The following is a 26,483-nucleotide window of genomic DNA, read 5'->3' as shown; positions in this document are numbered from 1 at the left end:
GGCCCGGAGCCGTCGCCGGGTCAGCGGATACGGATCTCGATCACGCCGGACCAACTCCCGCCGGGCGCGGGCCGGACGTCACGGCCGTTCACGGTCATCTCCAGGGACCGGCCGCCGGGGGCGGTCATCCGCGCGGTGGGGTCCAGCCGGAGGACCGACAGGTGGCAGGTCCCCGTGGGGGTCCAGTGGCTGCCGGGGCCGACGGTGAGGAGCAGCCCGTTGTTGACCACCGCGGACGGGGTGTTGGTGACGACGCCGAGCTCCTGGTAGCGGGTGCGGTCGATGGTGCTCACCCGGTGCCTCGTGGTGGTGGCCGAGACGGCGCCGGTGAGGCGGCTGCGGGTGAGGGAGACGCTCAGGTTCTGGCCGGGCAGCCGGCCGGCCCCGCCCCGCATGCCGTTGAAGACGTCACCGGTCAGCTCGATCTCGTGGAATTCCGCGACGGCGTCCGTGGGGTGCGCGACGGCGGTGTCGAAGTCCTTCATGCGCTCGGGCGCGCCCGCCGGTTCGCGGTAGACGGCTTCGGCGATGCCCCAGCCGTCCATCCGCGGCGGGCACGGGTCGTCGTCGTCCATCAGCTGCAGCAGGACGCCGTTGCCGGGCAGCAGCCGCGCGCCGTCGGCCCCGTCGACGCTGAGCCGGGCGGGCTGCCCCTTGACGAGGAACGCCGTGCCCCCGGTGCGGAGCACGGTGCCGCCGTCGACGCGCACCGAGCCCGGGCCGTGCCAGAGCACCCCGAAGCGGCGGGAGCGGAGCGTGCTGCCGCGGGGGGCGAGGTCCGCCAGCTCGCCGTCCCTCAGGCCCAGCTTCCAGTCGGTGTTCAGCCTCCGTACGGCCTGGCGGGTGCTGCCGCCGTAGTGCAGGGTGCCGCCGCGGTTGATGCCGATGTACCCGGTGACGTCGAAGTCGCACCCGAGGAAGACCTGGGCGATGTTGTCGACGGCGTAGGAGCCGTAGCCGTCGCCGGTGACCTTCACCCGGCTGTTGACGGCGCCCAGCCGGCAGCCGTCGCCGCTGGTCTCGGAGGACAGCGCGCCCCAGCTCTCCGAGGAGAGGGTGGAGGCGAGGTAGACCGCGGTGCTGCCCGGCCCGGCGAGGTTGGTGGCCCGGACGTTGCCCGAGAGGCCCAGGACCCAGGGCGCGGTGCGCATGAACCGGGGGTTGACGTTGGGTACGTACCCGTCGGGCAGGGTTCCGTCGTACGTGTGCAGGCGGGAGTTCTTCATCACGAACGTCGCGCCCTCGAGGGCGACCACGGCGGTCCGCATCACGCCGCGGCACGTGATCCGGCCCCCGTCCACCACGAGCCGGCCCCTGGTGCCGGAGACCGTCAGGGCGGCGCCGTAGCCGACGAAGTCGCTGCGGCCGTTGCCGGTCAGCTCGATGTGCGGGTCGCGCAGCAGATACGTGCCGTCGACCACGTGGACGCCGTTGAACGCCTCGCCGGAGGAGATGACGGTCAGGCCGTCGGCCGCCGCCGTGCCGACCCGCCCGCCGCTTCGCGCGGCGGCCACGGAGCGGGCGGCGTCGGGCCCGTCGGCGCCGACGAACAGCGCTTGCCGGAGGGGGAAGGCGAGGCCCTTGAAGTGGACCATGTGCGGGTCGCACACGGTGATCACCACATCGCCGCGGTAGGCGCCCGGGGCGATCCGGACGGTGTCGGCCGGGGTCAGCGCCGCTCCGGTCTCGGTCCCGTTCACGGTGAGGGTCAGGGCCTTGCCGGCGGGGGCGGCGAGCGTGCCGCCGGGCTCGACGGTGAGGCTGTACAGCCGTGTGGTGCGGGCGACGACGACGGTGCTGCCGCTGCGCACCGTGAGGGAGGGCACGGGCGGAACGGCGGCCCGGTGCGCGGGCCTGGCGGGGGTGGTGGCGGGGAGGAGGAGGGCCCCGCCCAGCGCGGCGCCGAGCCCCAGGAAGCGGCGCCGCGCCGGCCGGAGGTCACTGGCCGGCGGTGGCGCGTCCGGTGCCATGTCATGTACTCCCTTCGCGTCACCCGCCGCCCGGGCCGCGTTGCCGACCCCGCGCCCGCCAGGGAATTCGAAGTATCCGCGTGCGACCGAACGGGTAATCCCGGAAATTCAAGAGACAATCACTTCAAGAGTCTCCATGCCCTGGACCAATGACGTGGCATTTCCCTAGGCGACACGCCGTCCTATTGCCATACGGATGCCTCGTTCGGGTCCATCTCGCGCTACCCCGTATTCATGGATGGGGCGTCAGCCTACGATCGGTGTGGGTGGGAAACCACGAATGAGGGGGTCTCCGTTGGCGCTTACACGTACGGTGCCGCTGGTCGAAACCGACACGGCCCTGGTACTGGGATCCGATTCTTTGCGCGCCGAAGAAGTCGCGGACTTCGCGCGGCGCCCTGAGAAATGGGAAATCCGCCTCGACACCGAGGCATGTGCCCGCATGGCGGCCGCCCAGCGGGCCAAGGACGAACTCGTCGCCTCCGGACAGCCGGTCTACGGGGTGACCACCGGGTTCGGCGACAGCTGCGGGCGGCACATCGGGCCGGCGAAGGCCGCCACCCTGCAACGCAACCTCATCTCCGGCCACCTGGCCGGCAGCGGCGACCCGGCGCCGCCCGAGGTGACCCGGGCGACCATGCTGATCAGAGCCAACTGCCTGGCCCGCGGGTACTCCGGGGTGCGGGTGGACCTGGTGCGGCTCCTGGCGGACTGCCTGCGCGAGGACATCCTGCCGCTGATCCCGCAGCGGGGCTCCGTCGGCGCCAGCGGCGATCTCGTCCCGCTGGCCTACCTCGCCGACATGCTGACCGGCAACGGCACCGTGCTGCACCGGGGCACGAAGCGGTCCGCCGCCTCGGCGCTGAAACAGGCCGGCCTCGCCCCGGTGGAGCTCGCGCCCAAGGAGGGGCTCGCGCTCATCAACGGCACCTCCTTCATGAGCGGTTACGCGGTCGCCGCCGTCCGCGCCGCCCGCGACCTGGCCGCGATCGCCGACCTGTGCACGGCCTTCGCGGTCGAGGCCCTGCAGGCCAGTGCCGGCCCCTTCGAGCCGTTCCTCCACACGCACAAACCGCACCCGGGGCAGCGGACCAGCGCGGCGAGGATCCGCTGTCTGCTGAAGGACTCGAAGCTCGCCATCGAGCACCAGGACCGGGTCACCGCCAACCCCCGGCTCAGCGGCGCCGGCTACCAGATGCTGCGGACCGGCCTGCAGGACCGCTACTCCGTACGCTGCGCGCCCCATGTCACGGGGGTCCTCAACGACACCCTCGGCTGGGTCACCGACTGGGTCGACACCGAGATCAACTCCACCAACGACAACCCGCTGTTCGACCCCGAGACCGGAGAGGTGCACCACGGCGGCAATTTCTACGGCGGCCACGTCGGACAGGCCATGGACGCCCTCAAACTCGCCGTCGCCAGCCTCGGCGACCTGCTGGACAGACAGGTGGCGCTGGTCGTCGACGAGAAGAGCAACCAGGGCCTGACCGCGAACCTGGTGCGCCCGACCGACGGCTCGGACTACGACTCCGGGCTCCACCACGGCTTCAAGGCCGCACAGATCGCCTCCTCCTCCCTGGCCGCCGAAGCCCTGAAGAACAGCACCCCGGCGACGGCCTTCTCCCGCTCGACGGAGTCGCACAACCAGGACAAGGTCAGCATGGCCTCCATCGCGGCCCGCGACGCGTGGCACATCGTCGAACTGGTGCAGAACATCGCCGCCATCGACCTGGCCGCGCTCTGCCAGGCGGTGGACCTCCGGGGCGGCGACCGCATGGCCCCGGCGACCCGGGCGGCCCGCGACCTGGTGCGCACCGCGGTCCCCTTCGTCGACCAGGACCGGCGGCTCGACACGGACTTCGCCGCCCTCGTCGCCCTGATCAGATCCGGGGAGATCGCCGCGCTGCTCAGGGCCGCCGGCGCCGAGGCGGAGAGCCAGCTGCCCGAACAACCGCGGAGGCACTGTGTCCACTGACATGCCCGACGCGGAGCTCGTCGTCCGCGACACGGTCGGGGCCGTACTCAACACCTCGGCGGCGGAGTGGCCCCGCGACCGCCCGCTGGACGAGCTGCCGGACGCGATCTACGACAGCCTGGCGCAACTGGAAGTGCTCACCCGCGTGGAGCGGGCGTTCCGCCTCCCGCCGCGGCCCGTCGAACCGGAACACCTGATGAGCATCGACACCATCATGGCCATGGTCGCGGGCTCCGCCCCCGTCCGTACCCCCGCCGACACCGGCGCGACCGAGGGCGGTGACGGATGAGCGGATCCCCCTCACGAGTCGCCGTCACCGGGGTGTACCTGGCCTCCGGGCTGGGCGTCGGGACCGAGCAGGTCTGGGAGGCCGTGTGCGCCGGCGCCTCGGCGCTGGGACGCTGCTCCGACCTCGCGGACGTCTTCGCCGCACGGCTTCCCGACGCCCCCGCCGCCGAGCTCCTGATCGAGCGGGCGGGCCGCGGAGCGCTGGAGCACGCCGCGCTCGACCCCGGCTCCCTCGATCCGCACGAGATCGGCATCGCCCTCGGGACCAACTCCGGTTCGGAGGACCTCTGGACGCACTACCGGCGGGCGGCTGCCGCAGGACGGGCCGGCTCGGCGCCCGCCGCGCACCCGGCGCACACCTGCGTCGACCGGCTCGGCGCCGCGCTCGGCGGCCGGGGGCCCAAGGCGGTCTTCGCCACCGGCTGCATCGCCAGCGCGAACGCCGTGGGTTACGCACACGACGCCGTGGCCACCGGGCGCGCCACGGTCATGCTGGTGGGCGGTTACGAGGCGCTGAACATCACCACCGTCGCGACCTTCGCCAGCTGGAAGTCGATCGATTCCGAGCCGACCGCGCCGTACGCCCGCAGCGGCGGCCTGAACCTCGGGGAGGCGGTGGCGTTCCTGGTCCTGGAGTCGGAGAGGTCCGCTCGGGCGCGCGGCGCCCCGGTCCTGGCCTACGTGCTCGGCTACGGCCTGACCAGCGACGCGTACCACATCACCGCCCCACCCCCGGACGGCTCCGGGCTGCGTACCGCCATGCTCGGCGCCCTGGGCCGCGCGGGCCTGGCTCCGGACGCGGTCGGCTACGTCAACGGTCACGGCACCGGCACGCCCGCGAACGACACCGCCGAGCTGAACGCGATGCGGGCCGTGTTCACCGGGCCCGAGCCCCCGCCGATGAGCAGCTCCAAGCCCCAGGTGGGGCACACGCTGGGGGCCTGCGGCGCGCTGGAGGCCGTCCTCACCACGCTGGCCCTGCGGGACGGTGTCCTCCCGCCGACCGCCAACGCCGACGGCACACCGCCCTGGGACGTCGTGCCCAGGACCGCGCGGCGGGCCCGGGTCGACGTCGCGATGTCCAACTCGATCGCGTTCGGCGGCGCCTGCTGCTCCCTGGTCCTGGGCCGGAACGGCGGCCGGCCGCAGGACCGGCCGCCCAAGGGCCTGTCGTTCACCGGCGCCGGGGTGGTCTCCGCCCTGGCCACCGGGCGGCGGCCGTTCCTCACGGCGCTGCGCCGGGAGCGGACCGGCGGCGCGCCGGACGGCTTCCGTTCCGCCCGTGACCTCGACGGCTCCCTCCGGGACTTCATCGATCCGAGGTACCGGCCGCGGCTGGACGGGCTCGGCGCCCTGACCGTGGCCGCCACGCGCATGGCCTGGGACGACTCGGGCCTGCGGGACGGCACCCGGGTCGGCATCATCCTGGCGACCGCCGCGGGCCCGATCGGGACCGTGGAGCTGCTGAACGAGACCGTCGAACGCGAGGGCCCGGAGTACATCAGCGCCGTGCACGCCCCGAACATCGTCTCCAGCGTGCCGGCCGGCTACGCCACGCTGGAGCTGGGGCTGGGCGGCCCGCTGGCGGCCGTCTCCACCGGCGACGCCTCGGGCCTGATCGCGCTGGGCCACGCGGCCGACCTGATCCGCCAGGGCCAGGCCGACGCCGTCGTCGTCGTCGCGGCCGACGACGTCACCGACACGCTCGCGCGGGCCTACGGCCGCTACGGCCTGCACGGTCCCGGCCCGTGCCTGCCGTACTCCCGGACCGCCGCCCCGGGCCCCGTCTCGGCCGGCGCGGCGGCCGTGGTCCTGGAGGCCACGGACCACGCCCGGGCCCGGCGCGCCACCGAACTGGGCACCCTGCTCGGGCACGCGGTGTCCTCGGGTCCCGGACGGTCGGCGGACGCCCCGCTGTGCGCCGACTCCTGGTCCTGGGCGCTGCGCAGGGCCCTGGACGAGGCCGCGCCGGGCGGGGCGGGCGGGCGCGGTACGGAGGCCGTCGACGTCTACGGTGCCGCCCGGGGCGTCCCGGCCCTGGACGACGCCGAACTCACCGCGGTCACGTCCTGTCTCAAGTCGCCCGGCACCAGGCTGACCGCCGTCGCCGGGGCGACGGGGCACTGCCAGTCGGCCGGCGCGCTGCTGTCCCTCGTCGCCGCCCTCGACGGCTGCGCCGGCGGCCTGCCGCCGCACACGGCCGAACCGCCCGATCCGCTGCCCGGCGCGCGCTCCTACCTCTCGGCCGGGCCCACCGGCGGCCCCCGCCGGGCCCTGGTGACCGCGGCCAGCTGGGGCGGTACGTACGCGGCCGCGGTCGTCGGCCCGGCCGGTGAAGGACCGTGATGGAGAGCTATCAGGAACTGGCGCCCCCGGAGCTCCTCGCCCGCAGCCTGGACCCCGGGGCCACCGGGCCCCTGGGGCCCACGGTCACCCGATGGGACCGGCTCGGACGGGAGGCCGCCGAGGAGCTGGTGACAAAGGCGCTGCCGGACGTGGTCGAGCTGTGCACGTCCGGCAGCACGGGGCCGGCCGCCCCCTGGCGCCACAGCGGGCGTCAGCTGTGGGCGGAGGCGGGGATGCTGGCCGATCTGGTCCGCGCCGACCGTCCCCGGGCGGTGCTGTCCTTCGCGCCCCCCACCCATCTCTACGGCCTCATCGCCACCGCGCTGCTGCCCGCCGTGCTCGGCCTCCCCCTGTGCTACTGGCCGCGTTACGGGCTGCCGACGCCCGCCATCGACGCCGATCGCTGGCTGGTCGTGGCCATCCCCTGGGCCTTCCCCGTCCTGCTCCGCGACCAGTCGGTGCTGGGCCGGCGCGAGCGCGTCACCGTGCTGCACAGCACCGCCACGCTGCCGGCCACGGCCGGGGACTTCGTCTCGGCCGCCGGGCCCGACCGGGTCCGGCTGATCGAGCTGTTCGGGTCCACCGAGACCGGCGCCATCGCCCATCGCGAGCAGGCCGCCGGGACCTCGCCCTGGACCCTGATGGACGACGTCCGGTTCACCGACGACCCCGCCGACGCCCGGCTCGGCGTGACCAGCCCCCGGCTCGCCCTCACCCCGGAAGGCCGCCCCATGGCGAGGTGGACCACCGACGACTACGTCCAGCGGCTGGACGACCGCAGCTTCCACTTCCACGGCCGCCGGCACCGCCTGATCAAGGTCAACGGCCGCAGGATCGACCTCGACCTGGTGGAGGAACGGCTGCGCGCCGCCCTCCCCTGCGCCGATCTCAGCTGTGTGCCCGTCACCGACCGGATCCGCGGCGAGCACGTCGAACTGCTCGTCGCGGGGCCCCACGAGCCCCAGCTCGTCCACCGGCGGACCGCCGAGACCCTGCGCGAGCTCGGCGTCACCGTCGGGCGGATCACCATCGTGGACGCCATCGACCGCAGCGACACGGGCAAACCCCGGCGGATCGCCGACCGGCGGGCGGTCAGCCCATGAGGATCGCGATCATCGGGGACGGCATCTCCGGACTCCACCTCGCGCTGCGCCTGCGCCAACTGGGCATCGACGTCACCCTCTTCGGGGCCAAGTCGCCGGAGGCCGTGCGACACGGCCGCGCGCTCAACTTCGTCGCGCGCTCCGGCAGCACCCGGCGGCGCGAGGAACTGCTCGGCCTCGACCTCTGGGCCTCGCCCGACACCCTGGCCGAGGCCCGGACCGTCACGGTCCACGGCCCCGAGCCGCTGACGTTCCGCGCCGACCCGGACCCCGCCTACAGCATGGTCGACTTCCGGCTCTACCTGCCCGCGGTGGTCGAGGAGTACCTCGCGCGCGGCGGCCGGCACATCGTCACCGACCTCACCGCCCGTACGGCCCACGAGGCCGCCGCCGACCACGACCTGGTCGTCGTCGCGGGCGGCAGGGCGGCGGGGGAACTGTTCCCCCGCGACCCCGGGCGCTCCCCGTTCGACGCCCCGCAGCGGGTGTTGTGCGGCGGGCTGTACCGGGGCATCGGCGAGACCGTCCCGCACAGCATCGAGTTCCACGTCGTCCCCGGTGTCGGCGAGGTCCTGCGCATGCCCTTCCACTGCGCCGAGGGCCGGGTGGACGTCCTGGGCCTGGAGGCCGTGCCCGGCGGTCCCCTCGACCCCCTCTGCCGCACCCCCTACGCCGAGGACCCGGCGCACTTCCACTCCGTGGTGCTCGACGTCCTCCACCGTTACGTGCCCGACCTGCGCGAGCGCGTCGACGAGCGGGCCTTCGGGCTGAACCGGCCCGCCGACCTCGTACAGGGCGGGGTCGTGCCGGTGGTGCGCCGGGCCTGGCGGGCCCTGACCGGCACCACGTACGCGCTCGCGGTGGGCGACGCCTGGATCGTCAACGACCCCATCACCGCGCAGGGCGCCAACCTGGGCTCCCACTGCGCCTTGGAGCTCGCCGAGGCGATCGCCGCCGGGCCGCCCTACGACGAGGCGTTCTGCCGCGCCGCCGAGGAGCGGATGTGGCCCTACGCGGAGAGCGTCGTGCAGTGGACGGCCGCCTTCGTGCGCCCGCCCAGCCCTCAGCTCCTCTCGCTGTTCCGGGCGGCGGACGCCGATCCCGCGGTGGCCGCGGCCTTCGCCGTCAACTTCGACGATCCGCCGGCCATGTGGCGCAGCATCGCCTCGCCCGAGCGGACGGCCGCCTTCCTGGCCGAGGTGCGCTCGGGGGCCACCCCGCCGGAAGGCTCCGCCGTCTCTTCCACTCCCGACTCCGCTTCCGCAGCGGCCGGCACTTCGAGGACACAGCCGTGGGCCGACTTGACCGCAAGACCGTCCTGATCAGCGGATCCAGTACCGGGATCGGCAGGGCGGCGGCACTGGAGTTCGCCGGGGAGGGCGCCCGGGTCGTCGGCTGCGGGCGCGATCCCGGGACCGCCGCCGAGACCGTCCGGCTGGTCAAGGAGGCGGGCGGCGAGATGGTCGCGCTCGCCCCGGTCGACCTGGCGGACCGGGACGGGGCCCGGGCGTGGATCGACTTCGCGCTGTACGAGTACGGTCGTTTCGACGTCCTCTGCAACAACGCCTCGTCGATGCGCAACGCGCCGTTCGACCGGCTGGGGCCGGACGACTGGCACCACACCATCCGCAATGAACTCGATCTCGTGTACCAGTGCACCCGGGCCGCGTGGCCGCACCTGGTGGAGCAGGGCGGCGGCGTCGTCCTCAACATCGCGTCCATCTCCGGCTCGCGTGGTGCGCTGTTCGTGCAGCAGGCCGCGCACGGCGCGGCGAAGGGCGGTGTCCTGGCGCTGACCCGCCATCTGTGCGGCGCGGGTGCCGCGCACGGGATCCGCGTCAACTCCATCAGCCCCGGGCTGATCCGCACCCGGGCCACGGCACCTCACATCGACGACCCCGGCAGCGGGGTGCCCGCCCTGCTCAAGAAGATCCCGGCGGGGCGGGTGGGCCGGCCCGAGGAGGTGGCCAGGCTGGCCGCGTTCCTCGCGTCCGACGACGCGGCCTACGTCAACGGCGCCGACTTCGTCATCGACGGCGGGATCAGCGCCATGGCGGGCTGAGGCCGAGGGGGCCCGCGGTGCGGACGGGTCCCGGAGGCGCGGCAGCCGCGGCGGACAGCGCGGTAACGGAACGACCGGCAAGAGGAGCGTCATGCCCGATCAGCACGTCAGCAGTGCGACAGCCCCGCGGCCGGCCACCGGTCGCCGCACCGCCGACCGGCCGATGACCGGCGAGGAGTACCTGGAGAGCCTGCGCGACGGCCGGGAGGTGTGGATCTACGGCGAGCGCGTCGAGGACGTCACCGCGCACCCGGCCTTCCGTAACAGCTGCCGGTCCCTGGCCCGGCTCTACGACGCCCTGCACGACCCGTCCTTCCAGGGCGTGCTCACCACGAGCAGCGACTCGGGCGGTGCGTTCACCCATCCGTTCTTCCGCGCGCCGCGCGACTCCGCGGACCTCCGTGCCGCGCGCGACGCCATCGTGGCCTGGCAGCGGATGACCTACGGCTGGATGGGCCGGACCCCGGACTACAAGGCTTCCTTCCTCGCCACGCTGGGGGCCGATCCGGACTACTACGCCCCCTTCGCGGCGAACGCCCGCGACTGGTACGGGCACGCCCAGAACCGGGTGCTCTTCCTGAGCCACGCCCTCGTCAACCCTCCGGTGAGCCGCCACGCGGCCGGGGGTGCGGGCGCCGGCATCTGTGTGCGGTCCGTGGACGAGACGGACGCCGGGATCGTCGTCACCGGGGCGAAGGGGGTGGCCACGGGGGCGGCGCTCACCCAGTACGCGTTCGTCGCGCACACCGGCCCGGGGCCGGAGGACCCGGCCCAGGCGGTCTCGTTCATCGCACCGATGAACACCCCCGGCCTCAAGATCATCTGCCGCCCCAGTTACGAGACCCAGGCCCATCGGGCGGGCAGCCCCTTCGACTACCCGCTCTCCAGCCGCTTCGACGAGAACGACGCGCTCCTCGTCTTCGACCGCGCGCTCATCCCCTGGTCGAACGTGCTGATCCACCGCGACATCGACCGCGCCGGCCGGTTCGCCCACCACAGCGGGTTCCTGCCCCGGTTCCTCTTCCACAGCGCCGTCCGTATGTCGGTCAAGCTCGACTTCCTGTGCGGACTGCTCCTGAAGGCCGTGCACAGCAACGGCAGCGACGTCCACCTCGGTGTGCAGTCCGGCGTCGGCGAGGCGCTCGCCTGGCGGCACACCGTGCACGCCCTGGTCACGGCCATGACCGAGGAGACGGAACCCTGGGCGGAGAAGTACCTCCACCCTCATCTGCACCCCTGCTTCGCCTACCGGGTGCTGGCCCCGACCGCCTACAGAACCGTCAAGGACCTCATCAAACGCCTCGTCGCCAGCCCTCTCATCAGCCTCACGTCACACGCCGACGACTTCCACGCCCCCGAACTGCGCCCCTTCCTCGACACCTACTTCCGGGGCGCCGACGGAGGCGGGTCCGAGGAACGGATCAAGCTGATGAAGCTGGTGTGGGACGGCGTCGGCAGCGAATTCGCGAGCCGCCACGAGCTCTACGAGAGCCTCCACGCGGCCAACCCCGAGGTCACCCGCTTCGAGACCTACCAGTCCGCGGCCCGCTCCGGCCTCCGCGACGAGTTGTGCGACTTCGTCGACATGTGCATGTCGGACTACGACACCACGGGCTGGACCGCCCCGCACCTGCGGATCCCGGACCCGCGCCCGGACCACGGGGGGCGCTGAGGCCGGTTCCCACGGCGGGCGGCCACGTCCGGTACGGGGCCGGGGTGGTGGGCCTCCCCTCGCCGCCGCGGCCCCCGACGGCGTTCCCTCCGGGCCCGCGCCCTTTCCGGCCACCGTCCTCCACTCGTCCTTACCCGTCCGAGGGGTGAAGGTGTCCCCCAACGACCTGCGGCACACCGGGCGAAGGCCCACCGTAAGGTCGTACGGTGACCGGTTCCCCGGGATGGGGTCCGGCGGCCGGAGTTAGAATTCTGGGTGTCCCGGCGGACGGCCGCGGTGGGTTCCATCTCCGTGGGGAAGGACAACGGATGAGCAGTACCGAATCGGCACGCGGTGAGGTCGACAGGCCGCTGCTGCTGCAACTGGAGCGGCGGCTGAGACAGCTGATCGAGACGCTCTACCCCGACGAGCGCACCCGCCCCGGATACGCCCGGCTGGCCAAAGAGATCCGCGAGAGCACCGGCGGCGCCATCTCCGCCACCTACCTCTGGGAACTCGCCACCGGCAAAAAACGCAACGTGACACTCGAACAGCTCGACACCCTCGCCCAGTTCTTCGGCGTCCCACTCGAATACTTCCTCAGCGACGAAGTCTGCGAACGCGTCAACACCCAGCTCGCCCTCGCCACCGCACTCCGCGACACCAAGATCCGCAACCTCGCCCTCCGGGCCGAAGGACTCTCCTCCGCCAGCCTCGACGCCCTCCTCACCATGGTCACCGAAGCCCGCAAACTGCAGAACCTGTCACACGTCGACGAATCGGACCACACGGCCCACCAGGCCGGGGAGCGGTAGACAGGGCGGGGCCCGCGACCGGGTCGGGCGCGCCCGACCCGGTGACCGCCTCCGAACCCGCGCACGCCGCGGTGCCTCTTCCACCGCCTCGTTTCCGCGGCGGACTCCGGCCCGGAACGCGGCAGGCCCCGCCTCCCGGACGCGGGAGGCGGGGCGGTTCACACCCCGGGCGGGGTCACTACCACCGCATCGGCAACTCCGTGAGACCGGCCGAGAGGCGTCCGCCCAGCACCTGGAGGTCCTCCACCGGCAGGTCGAGCCGGAGTCCGGGCAGCCGGGTGAAGAGCAGGGTGTACATCGTCCGCAGTTCCAGCCGGGCCAGCGGGGCGCCGACGCAGTGCCACATGCCGTGGCCGAACGTCAGATGCGGGTTGGGCGAGCGGGTGATGTCGAAGTGCTCGGGCTCGTCGAAGACCTGCTCGTCGAAGTTGGGAAGGGTGAAGTCGAGCAGGACGAGCTCGCCGGCCTTGATGGTCTCCCCGCCGAACTCGACGTCGGCGCTGGCGTACCTGGGCAGCACCGAACCACCGGCCTTGGCCGACCGCAGGATCTCCTCGACGGCACCCGCCATGACCTTCGGGTCCGCCAGCGCGGCCTGTCGCGCGTCGGGGTTGGTGGCGAGCAGCACCACCCCGAGGTCGATATGGGTCGCGACGGCGTCCAGCCCGGCGAACAGCAGCATCGCGGTCACGGTGCCGATGCTCTCGGAAGGGACCCCGCTCCTGCACAGCTGGGACATCACGTCGTCGCCGAGGTCGGCCCGCTTACGGGTCGCCAGCTCGATCAGGTAGGTGAAGAGGGTCTGCTGGCCGTGTGCGGCCTGCGGGTCGTCCACGTCCGCCAGCCCGGCGAGCAGCGCCACCACCTGTTCCCGGTCCTCCGGCGGTATGCCGATGAGTTCGCAGAGCACCCTGAGCGAGAACGGCAGGGACAGCAGCCCGCGCAGATCGGCGGGCTGCCCCTGGGCGACGAACTCCTCCAGTACCTCCTCCGCGAGGGCCTCCACCCTGGGCTTCAGGTCGCGCACCCGCTTGGCCGATAAGCTGGGGACGATGAGCGCCCGGAGCTCGGAGTGCAGCTTGTGCGCGCTCGCGGGGTCTTCGTCGGTGATGGACATGTCCAGGAACGGGTTCTTGACGTACCGGGGCGCGTTCGCCGGGTCGGGGTGGGAGCGGCCGAGCCGCTCGTCCAGCAGCAGTGCCTTGAGCTCGGCGTGGCGGGTCACCAGCCACGCCTCGTCGCCGGCCGGGGTCTTGACCCGGCACAACGGGCTTCTGGCCTGCAGATCGCGCAGCAGCGGACTGAGCCGCAGTACGGCGGGCGGGTCGGCGGTGATCTCGGGAAGTTCGTAGGACATGGTCACGGGGGTCTCCTTCGGACGGTGATGGGTGAGGGAGCCGAGGGGCACGAGGGAGTACGGCCGGGCGATCGGCGGGTGCCGGTCCGGACCCGTTCGCCGGTCGCCCGCGCCGACGGTGCCGAAACGCTCCTCGGCGAAGGACGGGGCGTCGGGCTCGGTGGCGCGCGCCTCGTCGAGCAGGCCGGCGAGGCCCGCCGGGGTCAGGAGGCCGGGCGGGCCTGGCGGGCCGACCGGGATCCCGTCGCCGACGACGGCGTCCGGTGCGATGCGCCTCAGCACACCGGCTCTCGGCCCGTACCGGGTCCGGGAAGCGGCATCCGCGTCCGTTCCCGCACCCCTCGAGGCGTGGGCACGGGCCGGTTCCCCGAACCCCAAGTCCCTTTGGGCAATGGCGAATCCATGCCGAATCCGCGCGGAATCGACGCTACCGCATGGGCCGATCAGCCAAGGTCCCCGCCTTCCGGCCCTAGGGAGACCACCAAATGTTCGTTTCATGTCGAACTTCTCGTGGCATAGGGGCGGCCGCGACGAAAAAGGTCCCCGACGGCGAGCCGTCGAGGACCTGGAACCCCTTGCGCGCGGCTCCCGGGGCACCCGGATCCGGCCGTGGTCGCGGACGTTGCCGACCGCGTCGTTCACCGCGCGTACGTCGAGGTGGGCGGGGGCGGCCAGGAGGTCACGGAGGCGTGAGCACGGTCACCCTAAAAACGTGTGCGAACCGGCCGCCCGGTTGACAGGCTGAGATCATGAATTCTCAGCACGACCCCGCCCCCGGCGCCTCCGTCGCTTTCCCGGGAACGGGCCTGATCACCACACCCCTCACCCCGGACCTCCTGCGGGGCGCGCTCGACCTGGAGCGCACCGGGCACGGCCTGCTGCCGCACCGGCTGCCCGCCCGGGCCCGCGCGCAGTGCTCCGACGGGCAGCTGGCCATGGCCGAGGCGCAGCCCTCCGGCGTACGGCTGGTGTTCCGGACCCGGGCCACCGCCGTCGAGCTGGACACGCTCCGCACCAAGATGGCCTACGTGGGCGCCCCGCCCCGCCCTGACGGCGTGTACGACCTGCTCGTCGACGGCCGTCCGGCCGGCCGGGCAGGCGTGACCGGCGGCAACGTCCGGACGGTGGACATGACCACCGGGAACGTCGAGAACCGGCCCGGCCCCGTCGGTACCGTCCGGTTCGATGGTCTGCCCGAGGGCGTCAAGGACGTCGAGATCTGGCTGCCGCACAACGAGATCACCGAGCTGGTGGCCCTGCGCTCCGACGCCCCCGTCGAGGCCGTCCCCGGCGGCGGCCGCAGGGTGTGGCTCCACCACGGCAGTTCGATCAGCCATGGCTCCGACGCCGCGAGCCCCAGCACGACCTGGCCGGCGCTGGCCGCGGCCCTCGGCGGCGCGGACCTGATCAATCTGGGCTTCGGCGGCAGCGCCCTGCTCGATCCGTTCACCGCACGGGCCATGCGCGACACCCCCGCGGACCTGATCAGCGTGAAGATCGGCATCAACCTGGTCAACACCGATCTGATGCGCCTGCGCGCCTTCGGTCCCGCGGTGCACGGCTTCCTCGACACGCTGCGCGAAGGGCACCCGGAGACGCCGCTGCTGGTCGTCTCGTCCATCCTGTGCCCCATCCACGAGGACACGCCCGGTCCGAGCGCCCCGGACTTCAGCAGGCTCGACGAGGGCAGGCTCCGGTTCCGGGCCGCGGGCGACCCCGCGGAGCGGGCGGCCGGGAAGCTGACGCTCAACGTCATCCGGGACGAGCTCGCCCGCATCGTCACGCGGCGCGCGGCCGACGACCCGAACCTGCACTACCTCGACGGTCGCGAGCTCTACGGCGAGGCGGACTTCGCCGAACTGCCGCTCCCCGACGAGCTGCACCCGGACGCCGCGACGCACCGCCGCATCGGTGAACGCTTCGCCGCCCGGGCCTTCGGCCCCGGAGGGGCCTTCACGGTCCAGGGCGGCTGAGCCGCCCGCTCCTTGTCCGGTTCCGATCCCGATCGGAGCCGGACAAGGAGCGGCGACAGTGCCGGGCGCACACCGGCCGCGCGGCGGCATCGGCGGCCTGCGGGGCGCTCACTTCACGAAGTCCTCCACGACCTTGGGCGGCCAGGTGCCCACCGTGAGCACACCCATGGAGTAGGCGCGGGAGACCAGCGCCGCCCGGTTGGGCACCTTCAACTTCCGCAGCAGGCAGGTGACGTGGTACTCGACGCCCTGCCGGCTCAGGTACAGCTTCGCGGCCAGGGGGATGGTGGAGACACCGGCCGCGATCCCTTCGAGGATGCGCGCGTCCATCTCGGAGAGGATCTTCTTCCGGTTGGTGACCACGCGCGCTCCCTCGGGGCTCCTCGTCGTCGGCATCATCACCAGGATGGCCGTCGTGTCGGGCAGGCCGCCGCGCACCGCGACCGCGGTGAGCGGGACGCTGAAGGCGGACTCCTCACCCCGGCCGACGGCGATGACCGGAGCGACGAACCGCTCGCGCTTGCCTTCCAGCAGGTTGGAGAACTGGCGCATCAGCGGCTGCTGGACGCTCGGGTGCACCACCTCGCGGATGCTGCGTCCGCATATCTCCTCGGACGAGCCGTTGAACTGGCGGAAGAACTCCTGGTTGGCCTGCTGGATGGTGAGGGCCGAGTCGAGGCTCGCCATGCACAGACCCTGCTGCTCGGGCTGCTGGCGCGCGGTCACGCGGCCTACCTGGTCTAACGGGCTGTCATACCCGGCGGTCCGGGCCGATTCCACGGGCGCGGGGGCTGAGTTCAGCAAGAGATTGGACCCTTTCATGGCACGTCACGTGGGAGGTGAAACTAATTGGAAGACTAGTTACCTGTCAGCGCCAAGGGCAACGACCACCCTGTGTGGTACGCCTAATTCTGCGGTTCCGGTGTTCGGGTCCGTACCTACGCGACTTCGGTAGTTCGGTACGGGTGGGGTCCGGCAGACGCCCTGCTTTATGGTCATATTCCCGGCATGAATTTACGCTCCGCTCATGACTCGTCACCTACCTGGCGGTAACCCCCACTACGGGCACCGCCCATTCGGGCGTTCCGCAATCCAGCCACTACCGATCGGGAACGCGCCGTTCGCCGCACCCAATTCATCGCGATAATGCGCGCGGATGAGTTCACGGAGCTTCTGGTTCCCGGTTTCCGATAAGAATTCGTCAAACCGCCACCCGAGCGCCGGGAACTCGTACCCCGGGCCTGGGCGGACGGCACCGGGCGCGGCGGGAGGGCGGGGCGGAGTCTAAGGATTTCCCGGCGCACCGCGTGAGATCAAAGGAGGGTGCGGCCAGCCGACCCGCACGGGGGGCGTGCTCGCCGAGCCCCGCCCGGCACCACTGAAAGGGAATCCATGGACTCCGCCCGACGGCCGATCCTCTTCGTCAGCCTTCCGGAGAGCGGCCTGCTCAACCCCATGCTCGTGCTGGCCGCCGAGCTCTCCCGGCAGGGGGTGGAGGACCTCTGGTTCGCCACGGACGAACCCCGGCGCGACGAGATCAAGAGGATCGGAGAGGGCGGCTCCCCGGTGGAGTTCGCCTCCCTGGGCGAGGTCATCCCCGAGCTGTCGGCCGTGACCTGGGGCGACGACATCTACCGAGAGGTCACCCAGCCCTCGCGGTTCAAGGCCCACCGCGCGGTCATCCAGCACACCTACCGGCCCGACCTGCAGGCGGTGAAGCTCCGCCGGCTCAAGGCCGTGATCGACGAGGTCCGGCCGGCGCTGATGGTCATCGAGTCGATCAGCTCCTTCGCCGTCGAGCTGGCCGTCGCGCGGAAGATCCCGTACGTGCTGAGCGTGCCGTTCCTGCCGAGCAACGTGCTGACGGCGCACACGCCGTTCGGCAAGGGCTACACCCCGTCGTCCTTCCCCGTCCCGCACTCCGGGCTACCGGGCCGGATGACGCCCGCGCAGCGCGTCCGGAACGAGCTGTTCAAGCTGCGGACCCTCGGGATGTTCCTCAACCCCAAGATGGGCAAGGTCTTCGCGGACGACTCCCGGCGGCGCAAGGAGCTCGGCCTCCCGCCGCTCAGCCCGATGGCGCGGATCGACAACGCCGAGCTGGTCCTGTGCAACTCGATCGCCGAGCTGGACTATCCCTTCGACGTCCCGGAGAAGCTGCGGTTGGTCGGCGCGATGGTGCCACCGCTGCCCGAGGCGCCGGACGACGGGGAACTCTCCCACTGGCTGGACACCCAGCCGTCGGTCGTCTACGTGGGGTTCGGGACCATCACCCGGCTGACCCGGGGTCAGGTCGCGAACATGGTGGAGATCACCCGCCGGCTCAACGGCCGGCACCAGGTGCTGTGGAAGCTGCCCAAGGAGCAGCAGCACCTGCTGCCGCCCAAGGAGAAGTTGCCGGCCAACCTGCGCATCGAGAGCTGGGTCCCCTCGCAGCTCGACGTCCTGGCCCACCCGAACGTGAAGCTGTTCTTCACGCACGGCGGCGGCAACGGCTTCAACGAGGGCGTGTACTTCGGCAAGCCGCTCGTGGTGCGGCCACTGTGGGTGGACTGCTTCGACCAGGCCGTCCGCGGCCGGGACTTCGGCATCAGCCTGACCCTCGACCAGCCCCAGGACCTCGGCGTCGGAGACGCCCTCGACAAACTCGAAAAGGTGCTGAACACCCCCTCCTTCCGCGAGAACGCCGAGCGGCTCGGCGCCCTGCAGCGCGCGGCGGGCGGCCGGAGCGCCGCAGCCGACCTGATCCTCGGGCTCCCGGCGCTGGTCTAGGAGCACGCGAGACACCCCCCGTACGAGGAGAAAGAAGCGAACGATGTCGTACAAGTACCCCGTTTCCAGGCCCGCCCTGGACGGCAGAGAGCTCGAGTACCTCACCGCGACGGTGGAGGACGGCTGGATCTCGTCCCAGGGGCCGATGGTCCAGCGCTTCGAGCGCGCCTTCGCGGACTACAACGGGAGCGCGCACGGCGTGGCCTGTTCCTCCGGGACGGCCGCGCTGACGCTGGCGCTGCGGGCCCTGGGCGTCGGTCCGGGCGACGAGGTGATCGTCCCCGAGTTCACCATGGTGGCCTCCGCCTGGGCGGTCACCTACACCGGGGCCACCCCCGTCTTCGTCGACTGCGGTGACGACCTCAACATCGACGTCACCCGCATCGAGGAGAAGATCACGCCGCGGACGAAGGCGATCATGCCCGTCCATATCTACGGCCGGCGCTGCGACATGGACGCGATCATGGGCATCGCGTTCCAGTACAACCTGCGGGTCGTGGAGGACTCCGCCGAGGCCCACGGCGTCCGCCCGGTGGGGGACATCGCCTGCTACTCACTCTTCGCCAACAAGATCATCACCTCCGGCGAGGGCGGCATCTGCCTGACCGACGACCCCAGGCTCGCGGGGCAGCTCGCGCACCTGCGCGCGATGGCCTTCACCAAGGAACACAACTTCCTGCACAAGAAGCTCGCCTACAACTACCGGATGACGGCCATGCAGGCGTCCGTCGCCCTGGCCCAGACCGAGCGGCTGGACGAGATCCTCGAGGTGCGCCGCGGCATCGAGAAGCGCTACGACGAGGGCCTCGCCGACGTCCCCGGCATCACGCTGATGCCGCCCCGGGACGTGCTGTGGATGTACGACCTCCGCGCCGAACGACGCGAGGAGCTGATGGCGTTCCTGGCCGAAGCGTCCATCGAGACCCGGCTCTTCTTCAAGCCGATGAGCCGGCAGCCCCTGTACCTCGACCCCGTCTGGCCCTCGCTCAAGGCGAACGTCTTCGCCGAGGACGGGCTGTACCTGCCCACCCACACCGGTCTGACCGCCGCCGACCAGGACTTCGTGATCGGCAAGGTCCGCGCGTTCTACGGCGTGGGCTGACCGACCCGCCCGAAGAGGGGATTTCCGCAACATGACGCTCTCCGACCCCTTGGTGGTCGACTTTCCACTGCGCAAGCCCGGCGTGCCCTTCCCGCCACCGGGCTACGCCGGCTACCGCGAGCACGAGGGGCTGGTGCTCTCCCACCTGCCCAACGGCGACCGGGTCTGGCTGGTCACCCGGCACGAGGACGTACGTGCCGTACTGACCGATCCGAAGATCAGCTCCAACCCCGAGCACAAAGGCTTCCCCAACGTCGGAGTGAGCCTGGGCGTGCCCAAGCAGACCCAGATCCCGGGCTGGTTCGTGGGGATGGACTCCCCGGAGCACGACCGGTTCCGCAAGGCCCTCATCCCCGAGTTCACCGTCCGGCGCGTCCGGGCGATGCGACCGGCGATCGAGGAGACGGTGGACCGCTGCATCGACGCCCTGCTGGCCTCGGGCGACTCCGGCGACCTCATCGCCGACTTCGCGCTGCCCATCCCCTCCCTGGTGATCTCGTCACTGCTCGGCGTACCGCCCGGCGACCGTGACTTCTTCGAGTCCAGGACGCGCACCCTGATCTCCATCCGCGACTCCACCGAGGAACAGCGGACGGCCGCCGCCAAGGACCTGCTGCGCTACGTCAACCGCCTGGTGTCCATCAAGGAGAAGTGGCGCGGCGACGACCTGATCAGCCGGCTGCTGGCCACCGGTTCGATCGCCACCCATGAGCTGCCCGGCGTGCTGATGCTGCTGCTCATCGCCGGTCACGAGACCACGGCGAACAACATCGGGCTCGGCGTGGTCACGCTGCTGATGAACCCTCAGTGGATCGGCGACGACCGGGCCGTGGAGGAGACGCTGCGCTTCCACTCCGTCGCCGACCTGGTGTCGCTGCGGGTGGCGGTCGAGGACGTGGAGATCGCCGGGCAGCTCGTCAAGGCGGGCGAAGGCATCGTGCCCCTGGTCGCCGCGGCCAACCACGACGAGAACGCCTTCGAGTGCCCCCACATGTTCGATCCCTCCAGGTCCGCCCGCCACCACGTGGCCTTCGGCTACGGCGTGCACCAGTGCCTGGGACAGAACCTGGTGCGGATCGAGATGGAGATCGCTTACCGGAAGCTCTTCGAGCGCATCCCGACCCTCGAACTCGCCGTGCCCGTCGACGGGCTGGCCGTCAAGACCGACGGTGTGCTGTACGGCCTGCACGAGCTGCCGGTCCGCTGGTAGACGACGCCCCATCCGTCCGCCGGGCGGCCGATCGGCCGCCCGGCGGTCCTGAACACACCGCAGGAGAGACACCGAAATGCGTATCACCGTTGACGCCGACCGCTGTGTGGGAGCGGGCCAGTGCGTGCTGTCCGCGCCGGAGGTCTTCGACCAGGACGAGGACGGGCTGGTCACCCTCCTCATGACCCCGGGCGCCGAGGAAGAGGCCAAGGCCCGGCTGGCGAGCGGCCTCTGCCCGTCCCGGGCGATCACCGTGCACGAGGACTGACGTCCACCCGGGTGACCCGCCCACCGCGTCCCCCACCCATCGATGAAAGCACCTGAGATCCGGGAGTGATGGTGTCCGTCCGCACAGATGACTACGCGATCGATCCGCCCGCCGGCGCAGCCGACGCGCCGGGCGCCCCCACGCTGCCCGGCGGGTTCGCGGCCGCCACCGGAGCCGCCACCGGGGCGGCCTGGGCGGACCCCGGCGAACCCGTGGCGATCATCGGCATGGCCTGCCGCCTACCGGGCGGCGTCGACTCCCCCCGAGCCCTGTGGGACCTGCTCACCGACGGGACCGACGCGATGTCGGAGTTCCCCTCCGACCGCGGCTGGGACCTCGGCCGGCTCTTCGACGAGGACCCCGACCGCCCCGGCACCACCTACGCGCGCGAAGGCGGTTTCCTGCACGACGCGGGCCACTTCGACGCGGGGTTCTTCGGCTTCTCCGACCAGGAGGCGACGGCGACCGACCCGCAGCAGCGGCTGCTCCTCGAAGCGGCGTGGGAGACCTTCGAACGCGCGGGCATCGACCCGACGAGCCTCAAGGGGACCCGCACCGGTGTGTTCACCGGCGCCACGCACCGCGACTACGCCGCCAACCTCGCCGTCACCCAGGGCGAGCTGGAAGGCATGCTCGGCACCGGAACCGCCACGAGCGCGATCTCCGGGCGCATCGCGTACACCTACGGGCTGGAGGGCCCGGCGCTGACGGTGGACACCGCCTCCTCGTCCTCGCTCGTCGCCCTGCACCTGGCCTGCCGGTCCCTGCGTTCCGGCGAGTCCACCCTCGCACTGGCCGGCGGCGTCACCGTCATGGCCTCCCCGGCGCCCTTCACCCACTCCTCCCGGCTGCGCGCGCTGTCCCCCGGCTCCCGCGCCCGGTCCTACGCGGACGGCGCCGACGGCTCCGCCTGGTCCGAGGGCGCGGGGCTGCTCCTGCTGGAGCGGCTCGGCGACGCCCGCCGCAACGGGCACCGCGTCCTGGCGCTCGTACGCGGCTCCGCCGTGAACCAGGACGGCGCCTCCAACGGGCTCACCGCACCGAGCGGGCCCGCGCAGCAGCGCGTCATCCGCCAGGCCCTGGCCGACGCCCGGCTCACCCCCCAGGACGTCGACGCCGTCGAGGGCCACGGCACCGGCACACCGCTCGGCGACCCCGTCGAGGCCCAGGCCCTGCTGGCCACCTACGGCAGGGGGCGTCCCGAGGGGCGGCCGCTGTGGCTGGGGTCGGTGAAGTCGAACATCGGGCACGCGCAGGCGGCCGCCGGCGTCATCGGGGTCATCAAGACGGTGCTCGCGATGCGGCACGGCGTCCTGCCCAGAACCCTGCACCTGGACGCGCCGTCGTCGCGGGTGGACTGGTCGACCGGTTCGGTACGGCTGCTGGACGAGGCCCGGCCCTGGCCGCGGGTGGCCGGGCGGGCGCGCCGGGCCGGTGTGTCCTCGTTCGGGCTCACCGGCACCAACGCCCACGCGATCCTGGAGGAGGCGCCGGCCGAGGACGACACCACCGGAGCCCCGGAGGCGGCCGCCGTCCCGGCGGCTCCCTGGATCCTGTCCGCCCGCAGCCAGGCGGCGCTCCGCGCCCAGGCCCAGCGGCTGGCGGCCGAGCTCGGGCAGGCCCGTCTCGGACTGACCGCCCAGGACGTCGCCTACTCGCTGGCCACCACCCGCGCCCTGCACCGGCACCGGGCCGTCATCAGCGGCCCCGGCCGGGCGGAACTGCTGTCCGCCGCGGCGGAGTTCGGGGACGGCAAGCGGGCCTCCGGAGTGACGATCGAGAACTCCACGCCGGGCGGCCTCACCATGGTCTTCCCCGGGCAGGGCTGCCAGCGGCCGGGCATGGGGCGCGAGGCGGCCGAGGCGTTCCCCGTCTTCGCGGACGCGCTGCGCGAGGTGTGCGCCGCCATGGACCCGCTGCTGGACCGGCCCCTCATCTCGGTGATGTGGGCGGACCCGGACTCCGAGGAGGCGGTCCTCCTCGACGAGGCCGGATACGCGCAGCCCGCGCTGTTCGCCGTCCAGGTCGCCATGTACCGGCTCTTCGAGTCCTGGGGAGTGGTCCCGGACCGTCTGATGGGGCACTCGGCCGGGGAGAACACCGCCGTCCACGTGGCGGGCGGGCTCGGCCTGGCGGACTCGTGCGCCTTGGTGGCGCTCCGGGGCAGGCTGATGGACGGGCTGCCGCCCGGCGGGGCGATGGTGGCGGTCCGCATCTCGGAGAGCGAGGTGAAGCCGCTGCTCGCCGAGGCGTCGGCGCCCTTGGCGATCGCCTCCGTGAACGGACCGAACTCCCTCGTGCTCGCGGGAGCCGAGGGACCGCTGGCCACGCTCACCGACCGGCTCAACGCCGCGGGTCACAAGACCCGGCGGATCGCGGTGAACGGTGCCGCCCACTCACCGCTCATGGATCCCATGCTGGAGGAGCTCGGCACGATCGCCCGCGGGCTCTCCTACGCCACACCCGCCATCCCCGTGGTCTCGACCGTCACCGGCCGGCTCATGACCCCCGAGGACGCCCATGACCCCGGCCACTGGGTGCGGCACGCGCGGGAGGCCGTGCGCTTCACGGACGCGGTCGACCGGCTCCGGGACGAACAGATCACCGGGTTCCTGGAGCTGAGCCCCCAGCCGGTCCTCACTCCGATGATCGACGACTGCCTCGAGGCCGCCGACCCCGGGTACGGGGCCGCCCTCGTGCCGACCCTGAAAGCCGGTGAGAGCGAGCGGCAGGCCCTGCTCACGGCGGTCGCCCGGATGCACGCCCATGGCGTCCCCGTCGACTGGAGCGCCGTACTGCCCGACGCCCGGCCCGTGGCCCTGCCGACGTACCCCTTCCAGCGCCGGCGGTTCTGGCTGGCCTCCGACCCCGCCGGCCAGGCCGTCACCGGGCCCCTCGGGGGCGCGGCGGACGGTGACGGCGAGACGCCGGAGCTGGCCGCCCGGCTGGTCGGCCTCGGTGAGCCCGAGCAGGACGCGCTCATCCTCTCCCTGGTCCTCGCCGAGATCTCCGCGGTGCTCGGTGACGAGGCGGGGGTCGACGAGAGCGGCCAGGCGTTCAAGCTGATGGGCGTCACCTCGGTGAGCGCGGTCGAACTGCGCAACCGGATCCACGCCGCCACGGGGGTACGGCTGCCGGCCACCCTCGTGTACGACCACCCCACGCCGGAGGCCGTCGTCCGGGTCATCCGCGAGCGGCTCCGGCCGTCGGCCGACGCCCTCCCCCGGCGCGACGTGGACTCCGTCGTCGCCGAGCTGGAGTCCCTGCTCGCGTCCGGCGCGGAGGTGTCCGCGGAGACGGTGGCGCGGCTCAAGGCGATGGCCGCCGGCCGCGCCGCCGAGACGCCCGGGGCCGGCGCGCTCGACCTGACGTCGGCCAGCGACGACGAACTGTTCCGTCTGATGGACGGGGTCGGGTGACCGTGCGGGTGCGGTGGCCCCCGGGCCGCCGCACCCGCCGTCGGGGCCGGCCGCCGCCGGCCCCGCATCAAAGTTGGGCGAGCCCCGGGACCCTTCGTGTACGGCCAGTGGCTCGGCACGCTCCTCGCAGGGCTCGCAGTCTGGACCACGGCCGCCGGAACCACTTCCCGCGCGCCACTCGGAACACTCATCTGCGGGAGATCAGCCATGAGCGGGCTCGCCCTGCCCACCGCCGCCCGGACCACCGGGGACATCATGATCGAGGCGGCCGACGTCAGCAAGACGTTCGGTTCGCTGCGCGCACTGGACTCGGTGAGCGTCTCCGCGCGCCGGGGCACCGTGCTCGCCCTGCTCGGACACAACGGCGCGGGCAAGACCACCCTCGTCAACGTCCTCACCGCGGCTCTGCCCCCCACCTCGGGGCGGGCCGCGGTCGCCGGTTTCGACGTCGTCCGCGAGCCGCGCGAGGTGCGCAAACGGGTCGGTCTGACCGGCCAGTTCGCCTCGGTCGACCCCCAGCTCACGGGGCGGGAGAACCTCGTCCTGCTGGCCCGGCTGCTCGGCGCGGACCCCCGCTCGGCCCGGGCCAGGGCCGATGAGCTGCTGGAGCTGTTCGGCCTCCAGAAATTCGCGGCGCGCCGCCCGGGCACGTACTCCGGCGGGCTGCGCAGGCGCCTCGACCTGGCCGCCTCCCTGGTCGGCCACCCCAACGTCATCTTCCTCGACGAGCCGACCACCGGCCTGGACCCGTCGAGCCGGCTGAACCTCTGGGAGATCGTGGAGGGGCTCGTCGCCGAGGGCACCACGGTCCTGCTCACGACGCAGTACCTCGACGAGGCGGACCGCCTCGCGGACTCCATCACCGTCCTCTCCGCCGGCGCGGTCATCGCGAGCGGCACCTCCGACGAGCTCAAGGCCACGGTGGGACGGCGCACGGTGACGGTGACCCCGGACGCCGCCGCCGACCCGGCGGTGGCCTGCGACGCCGTGCGGCGGGCGGGCCTGGAGCCGGTGATGGACCACGAGAACGGCACCATCGTCATCGTCATCGAGGCGTCGAAGGACGTCGCGGTCGTGATCAGGGCCCTGGACCAGGTGGGGATCGAGGCCGCGGAGCTGTCGTTCGGGGAGCCGACCCTGGACGACGTCTACCTCACCCTGGCCAACCAGGCCCCCCGGCCCTCCTGATGAGCCTTCCTCGCCCCGCGGCCACCCCGCCGGCGTACACCGTTCCCGTGAACCGCTCACGTACATCGCACATCCCGCAGACCGTGGAGACCCTATGACCACACAACTCATCGGAACATCCGACTCAGCGCCGCCGACCCCGGGTTCCACCAAGGGGTCGGCGGCCGCGTGGGGCGGCGGCAGCTCGATGTTCACCCAGATCCGGGTGCTCACCGGCCGGTCGCTGCGCGCACTGGTGACCGATCCCGGCGTGATCCTCTTCGGCCTGTTCCAACCAGTGATCATCTTGTTCATCCTGACCCAGGTCTTCAGCGGGATGGGCAAGTCGGCCCACTTCCCCCAGGGGATCAGCTATCTCGACTTCGTGATGCCGGCCATCCTGGTGGACAACGCGGTGCAGTCCGCGACCCAGTCCGGGATCGGGGTGGTGGAAGACCTCAAGAACGGCATGGTCGCCCGGCTGCGCTGCCTCCCCGTCCACCCCAGCTCGCTGCTGATCGCCCGCAGCCTGGCGAACCTGGTCCGCGCCACGATCCAGATCGCGGTCGTCATCGTGCTGGCCGTCACCGTGCTCGGATACTCCCCCCAGGGCGGCCCGGAGAAGCTCCTCGCCTCGGCCGGGCTGGCGCTCTTCATCACCTGGACCCTCGGGTGGGCGTTCATCGCCGCGGCCACCTGGCTGCGGCGTGCGGAGCCCATGCAGAACCTCGCCGTCATCGCGATCCTCCCCCTGATGTTCGCTTCGAGCGCCTACGTCCCGGTCGACGACCTGCCGTCGTGGCTGAGCGCCGTCGCCCAGGCCAATCCGCTGACGTACGCGATCGACGCGACGCGCGCGCTCGCGCTCGACACGCCCGGCACCGGCTCCGCCCTGATCGCCGTGCTCATCAGCAGCGTCATCGCCGTCGTGGGCGGCGTGCTCGCCGTCATCGGCTTCCGTCGCCCGCTCTGAGGCGGCCGGCCCCTCCCCTCCTTCTCTCC

The 26,483-nt window shown here is 72.4% G+C and carries 18 protein-coding genes and 1 pseudogene; 16 read left to right on the top strand and 3 right to left on the bottom strand.

The window, feature by feature from the left end; translation table 11 throughout:
- Positions 1–20: 20 nt before the first annotated feature.
- Positions 21–1,970 carry a hypothetical protein gene (locus AF335_RS14850; RefSeq protein WP_102918860.1) on the bottom strand — a complete coding sequence of 650 codons (1,950 nt, stop codon included), beginning with the start codon at positions 1,968–1,970 and terminating at the stop codon, positions 21–23.
- Between the two features lie 361 nt (positions 1,971–2,331).
- On the opposite strand from AF335_RS14850, the gene AF335_RS14845 reads away from it, so the two are divergent.
- The 8 genes from AF335_RS14845 to AF335_RS14810 all read left to right on the top strand — a co-directional run bounded on the left by AF335_RS14845 (position 2,332) and on the right by AF335_RS14810 (position 12,213).
- Entirely contained in the window at positions 2,332–3,948 is a 1,617-nt protein-coding gene (locus AF335_RS14845) for an HAL/PAL/TAL family ammonia-lyase (protein WP_228773450.1), read from the top strand.
- On the top strand, positions 3,938–4,237 hold the full coding sequence (locus AF335_RS14840; protein WP_146045526.1) for a hypothetical protein: 300 nt from the start codon (positions 3,938–3,940) through the stop codon (positions 4,235–4,237). The genes AF335_RS14845 and AF335_RS14840 overlap by 11 nt, the downstream gene beginning before the upstream one ends.
- Positions 4,234–6,582 (top strand): beta-ketoacyl-[acyl-carrier-protein] synthase family protein, encoded by a 2,349-nt coding sequence (locus AF335_RS14835; protein ID WP_146045525.1) that lies wholly within the window; start codon positions 4,234–4,236, stop codon positions 6,580–6,582. The genes AF335_RS14840 and AF335_RS14835 overlap by 4 nt, the downstream gene beginning before the upstream one ends.
- Positions 6,582–7,685, top strand: coding sequence for a class I adenylate-forming enzyme family protein (locus tag AF335_RS14830; RefSeq protein ID WP_102918857.1), 1,104 nt, complete (start codon positions 6,582–6,584; stop codon positions 7,683–7,685). The genes AF335_RS14835 and AF335_RS14830 overlap by 1 nt, the downstream gene beginning before the upstream one ends.
- Complete coding sequence (locus AF335_RS14825) at positions 7,682–9,007, top strand: styrene monooxygenase/indole monooxygenase family protein (RefSeq protein WP_102918856.1); 1,326 nt, start codon at positions 7,682–7,684, stop codon at positions 9,005–9,007. Before AF335_RS14830 ends, AF335_RS14825 begins: the two co-directional genes overlap by 4 nt.
- Positions 8,977–9,747: an SDR family NAD(P)-dependent oxidoreductase gene (locus AF335_RS14820; RefSeq protein ID WP_102918855.1), complete on the top strand. Its 771-nt coding sequence runs from the start codon at positions 8,977–8,979 to the stop codon at positions 9,745–9,747. The genes AF335_RS14825 and AF335_RS14820 overlap by 31 nt, the downstream gene beginning before the upstream one ends.
- 91 nt (positions 9,748–9,838) lie before the next feature.
- On the top strand, positions 9,839–11,419 hold the full coding sequence (locus AF335_RS14815; protein WP_102918854.1) for a 4-hydroxyphenylacetate 3-hydroxylase family protein: 1,581 nt from the start codon (positions 9,839–9,841) through the stop codon (positions 11,417–11,419).
- A 308-nt stretch (positions 11,420–11,727) separates the two neighbouring features.
- Positions 11,728–12,213 (top strand): hypothetical protein, encoded by a 486-nt coding sequence (locus AF335_RS14810; RefSeq protein ID WP_184743885.1) that lies wholly within the window; start codon positions 11,728–11,730, stop codon positions 12,211–12,213.
- A 178-nt stretch (positions 12,214–12,391) separates the two neighbouring features.
- Here AF335_RS14810 and AF335_RS14805 read toward each other — a convergent pair whose 3' ends face one another.
- A complete protein-coding gene (locus AF335_RS14805; RefSeq protein WP_244927024.1) occupies positions 12,392–13,852 on the bottom strand; it encodes a cytochrome P450 in 1,461 nt (486 codons plus the stop codon).
- 467 nt (positions 13,853–14,319) lie between these two features.
- Between AF335_RS14805 and AF335_RS14800 the strand changes: the two genes are divergently transcribed.
- Positions 14,320–15,543, top strand: a complete 1,224-nt coding sequence (locus AF335_RS14800) for a GDSL-type esterase/lipase family protein (protein WP_102918853.1) — start codon at positions 14,320–14,322, stop codon at positions 15,541–15,543.
- 108 nt (positions 15,544–15,651) lie between these two features.
- On the opposite strand, the gene AF335_RS14795 is transcribed toward AF335_RS14800, so the two are convergent.
- Entirely contained in the window at positions 15,652–16,230 is a 579-nt protein-coding gene (locus tag AF335_RS14795) for a LuxR C-terminal-related transcriptional regulator (protein WP_184743891.1), read from the bottom strand.
- A 705-nt stretch (positions 16,231–16,935) separates the two neighbouring features.
- Between AF335_RS14795 and AF335_RS14790 the strand changes: the two genes are divergently transcribed.
- The 7 genes and pseudogenes from AF335_RS14790 to AF335_RS14760 all read left to right on the top strand — a co-directional run bounded on the left by AF335_RS14790 (position 16,936) and on the right by AF335_RS14760 (position 26,454).
- Positions 16,936–18,315, top strand: a complete 1,380-nt coding sequence (locus tag AF335_RS14790) for a glycosyltransferase (RefSeq protein WP_102918851.1) — start codon at positions 16,936–16,938, stop codon at positions 18,313–18,315.
- 43 nt (positions 18,316–18,358) lie between these two features.
- A complete protein-coding gene (locus AF335_RS14785) occupies positions 18,359–19,417 on the top strand; it encodes a DegT/DnrJ/EryC1/StrS family aminotransferase (protein ID WP_102918850.1) in 1,059 nt (352 codons plus the stop codon).
- 31 nt (positions 19,418–19,448) lie between these two features.
- On the top strand, positions 19,449–20,627 hold the full coding sequence (locus AF335_RS14780) for a cytochrome P450 (protein WP_102918849.1): 1,179 nt from the start codon (positions 19,449–19,451) through the stop codon (positions 20,625–20,627).
- A gap of 76 nt (positions 20,628–20,703) precedes the next feature.
- The gene (locus AF335_RS14775; protein ID WP_102918848.1) at positions 20,704–20,895 is read left to right on the top strand and encodes a ferredoxin; all 192 of its coding nucleotides are present in this window, start codon (positions 20,704–20,706) and stop codon (positions 20,893–20,895) included.
- Between the two features lie 158 nt (positions 20,896–21,053).
- Positions 21,054–24,314, top strand: a pseudogene (locus tag AF335_RS14770) (type I polyketide synthase); the annotation flags it as partial.
- Between the two features lie 207 nt (positions 24,315–24,521).
- Positions 24,522–25,502, top strand: a complete 981-nt coding sequence (locus tag AF335_RS14765; RefSeq protein ID WP_228773449.1) for an ATP-binding cassette domain-containing protein — start codon at positions 24,522–24,524, stop codon at positions 25,500–25,502.
- A gap of 94 nt (positions 25,503–25,596) precedes the next feature.
- Positions 25,597–26,454, top strand: a complete 858-nt coding sequence (locus tag AF335_RS14760; protein ID WP_102918846.1) for an ABC transporter permease — start codon at positions 25,597–25,599, stop codon at positions 26,452–26,454.
- The last annotated feature ends 29 nt before the right edge of the window (positions 26,455–26,483 follow it).

Source organism: Streptomyces eurocidicus (assembly GCF_002891295.1).
Taxonomy (GTDB): Bacteria; Actinomycetota; Actinomycetes; order Streptomycetales; family Streptomycetaceae; genus Streptomyces; species Streptomyces eurocidicus.
This window is presented reverse-complemented; position numbering and strand designations above follow the sequence as displayed.

Excerpts from the sequence above, each read along its gene's own strand:
- AF335_RS14850 (WP_102918860.1), bottom strand. The coding sequence starts at position 1,970 with ATGGCACCGGACGCGCCACCGCCGGCCAGTGACCTCCGGCCGGCGCGG.
- AF335_RS14835 (WP_146045525.1), top strand. The coding sequence starts at position 4,234 with ATGAGCGGATCCCCCTCACGAGTCGCCGTCACCGGGGTGTACCTGGCC.
- AF335_RS14830 (WP_102918857.1), top strand. The coding sequence starts at position 6,582 with ATGGAGAGCTATCAGGAACTGGCGCCCCCGGAGCTCCTCGCCCGCAGC.
- AF335_RS14825 (WP_102918856.1), top strand. The coding sequence starts at position 7,682 with ATGAGGATCGCGATCATCGGGGACGGCATCTCCGGACTCCACCTCGCG.
- AF335_RS14815 (WP_102918854.1), top strand. The coding sequence starts at position 9,839 with ATGCCCGATCAGCACGTCAGCAGTGCGACAGCCCCGCGGCCGGCCACC.
- AF335_RS14810 (WP_184743885.1), top strand. The coding sequence starts at position 11,728 with ATGAGCAGTACCGAATCGGCACGCGGTGAGGTCGACAGGCCGCTGCTG.
- AF335_RS14800 (WP_102918853.1), top strand. The coding sequence starts at position 14,320 with ATGAATTCTCAGCACGACCCCGCCCCCGGCGCCTCCGTCGCTTTCCCG.
- AF335_RS14795 (WP_184743891.1), bottom strand. The coding sequence starts at position 16,230 with ATGGCGAGCCTCGACTCGGCCCTCACCATCCAGCAGGCCAACCAGGAG.
- AF335_RS14790 (WP_102918851.1), top strand. The coding sequence starts at position 16,936 with ATGGACTCCGCCCGACGGCCGATCCTCTTCGTCAGCCTTCCGGAGAGC.
- AF335_RS14785 (WP_102918850.1), top strand. The coding sequence starts at position 18,359 with ATGTCGTACAAGTACCCCGTTTCCAGGCCCGCCCTGGACGGCAGAGAG.
- AF335_RS14780 (WP_102918849.1), top strand. The coding sequence starts at position 19,449 with ATGACGCTCTCCGACCCCTTGGTGGTCGACTTTCCACTGCGCAAGCCC.
- AF335_RS14775 (WP_102918848.1), top strand. The coding sequence starts at position 20,704 with ATGCGTATCACCGTTGACGCCGACCGCTGTGTGGGAGCGGGCCAGTGC.
- AF335_RS14765 (WP_228773449.1), top strand. The coding sequence starts at position 24,522 with ATGAGCGGGCTCGCCCTGCCCACCGCCGCCCGGACCACCGGGGACATC.
- AF335_RS14760 (WP_102918846.1), top strand. The coding sequence starts at position 25,597 with ATGACCACACAACTCATCGGAACATCCGACTCAGCGCCGCCGACCCCG.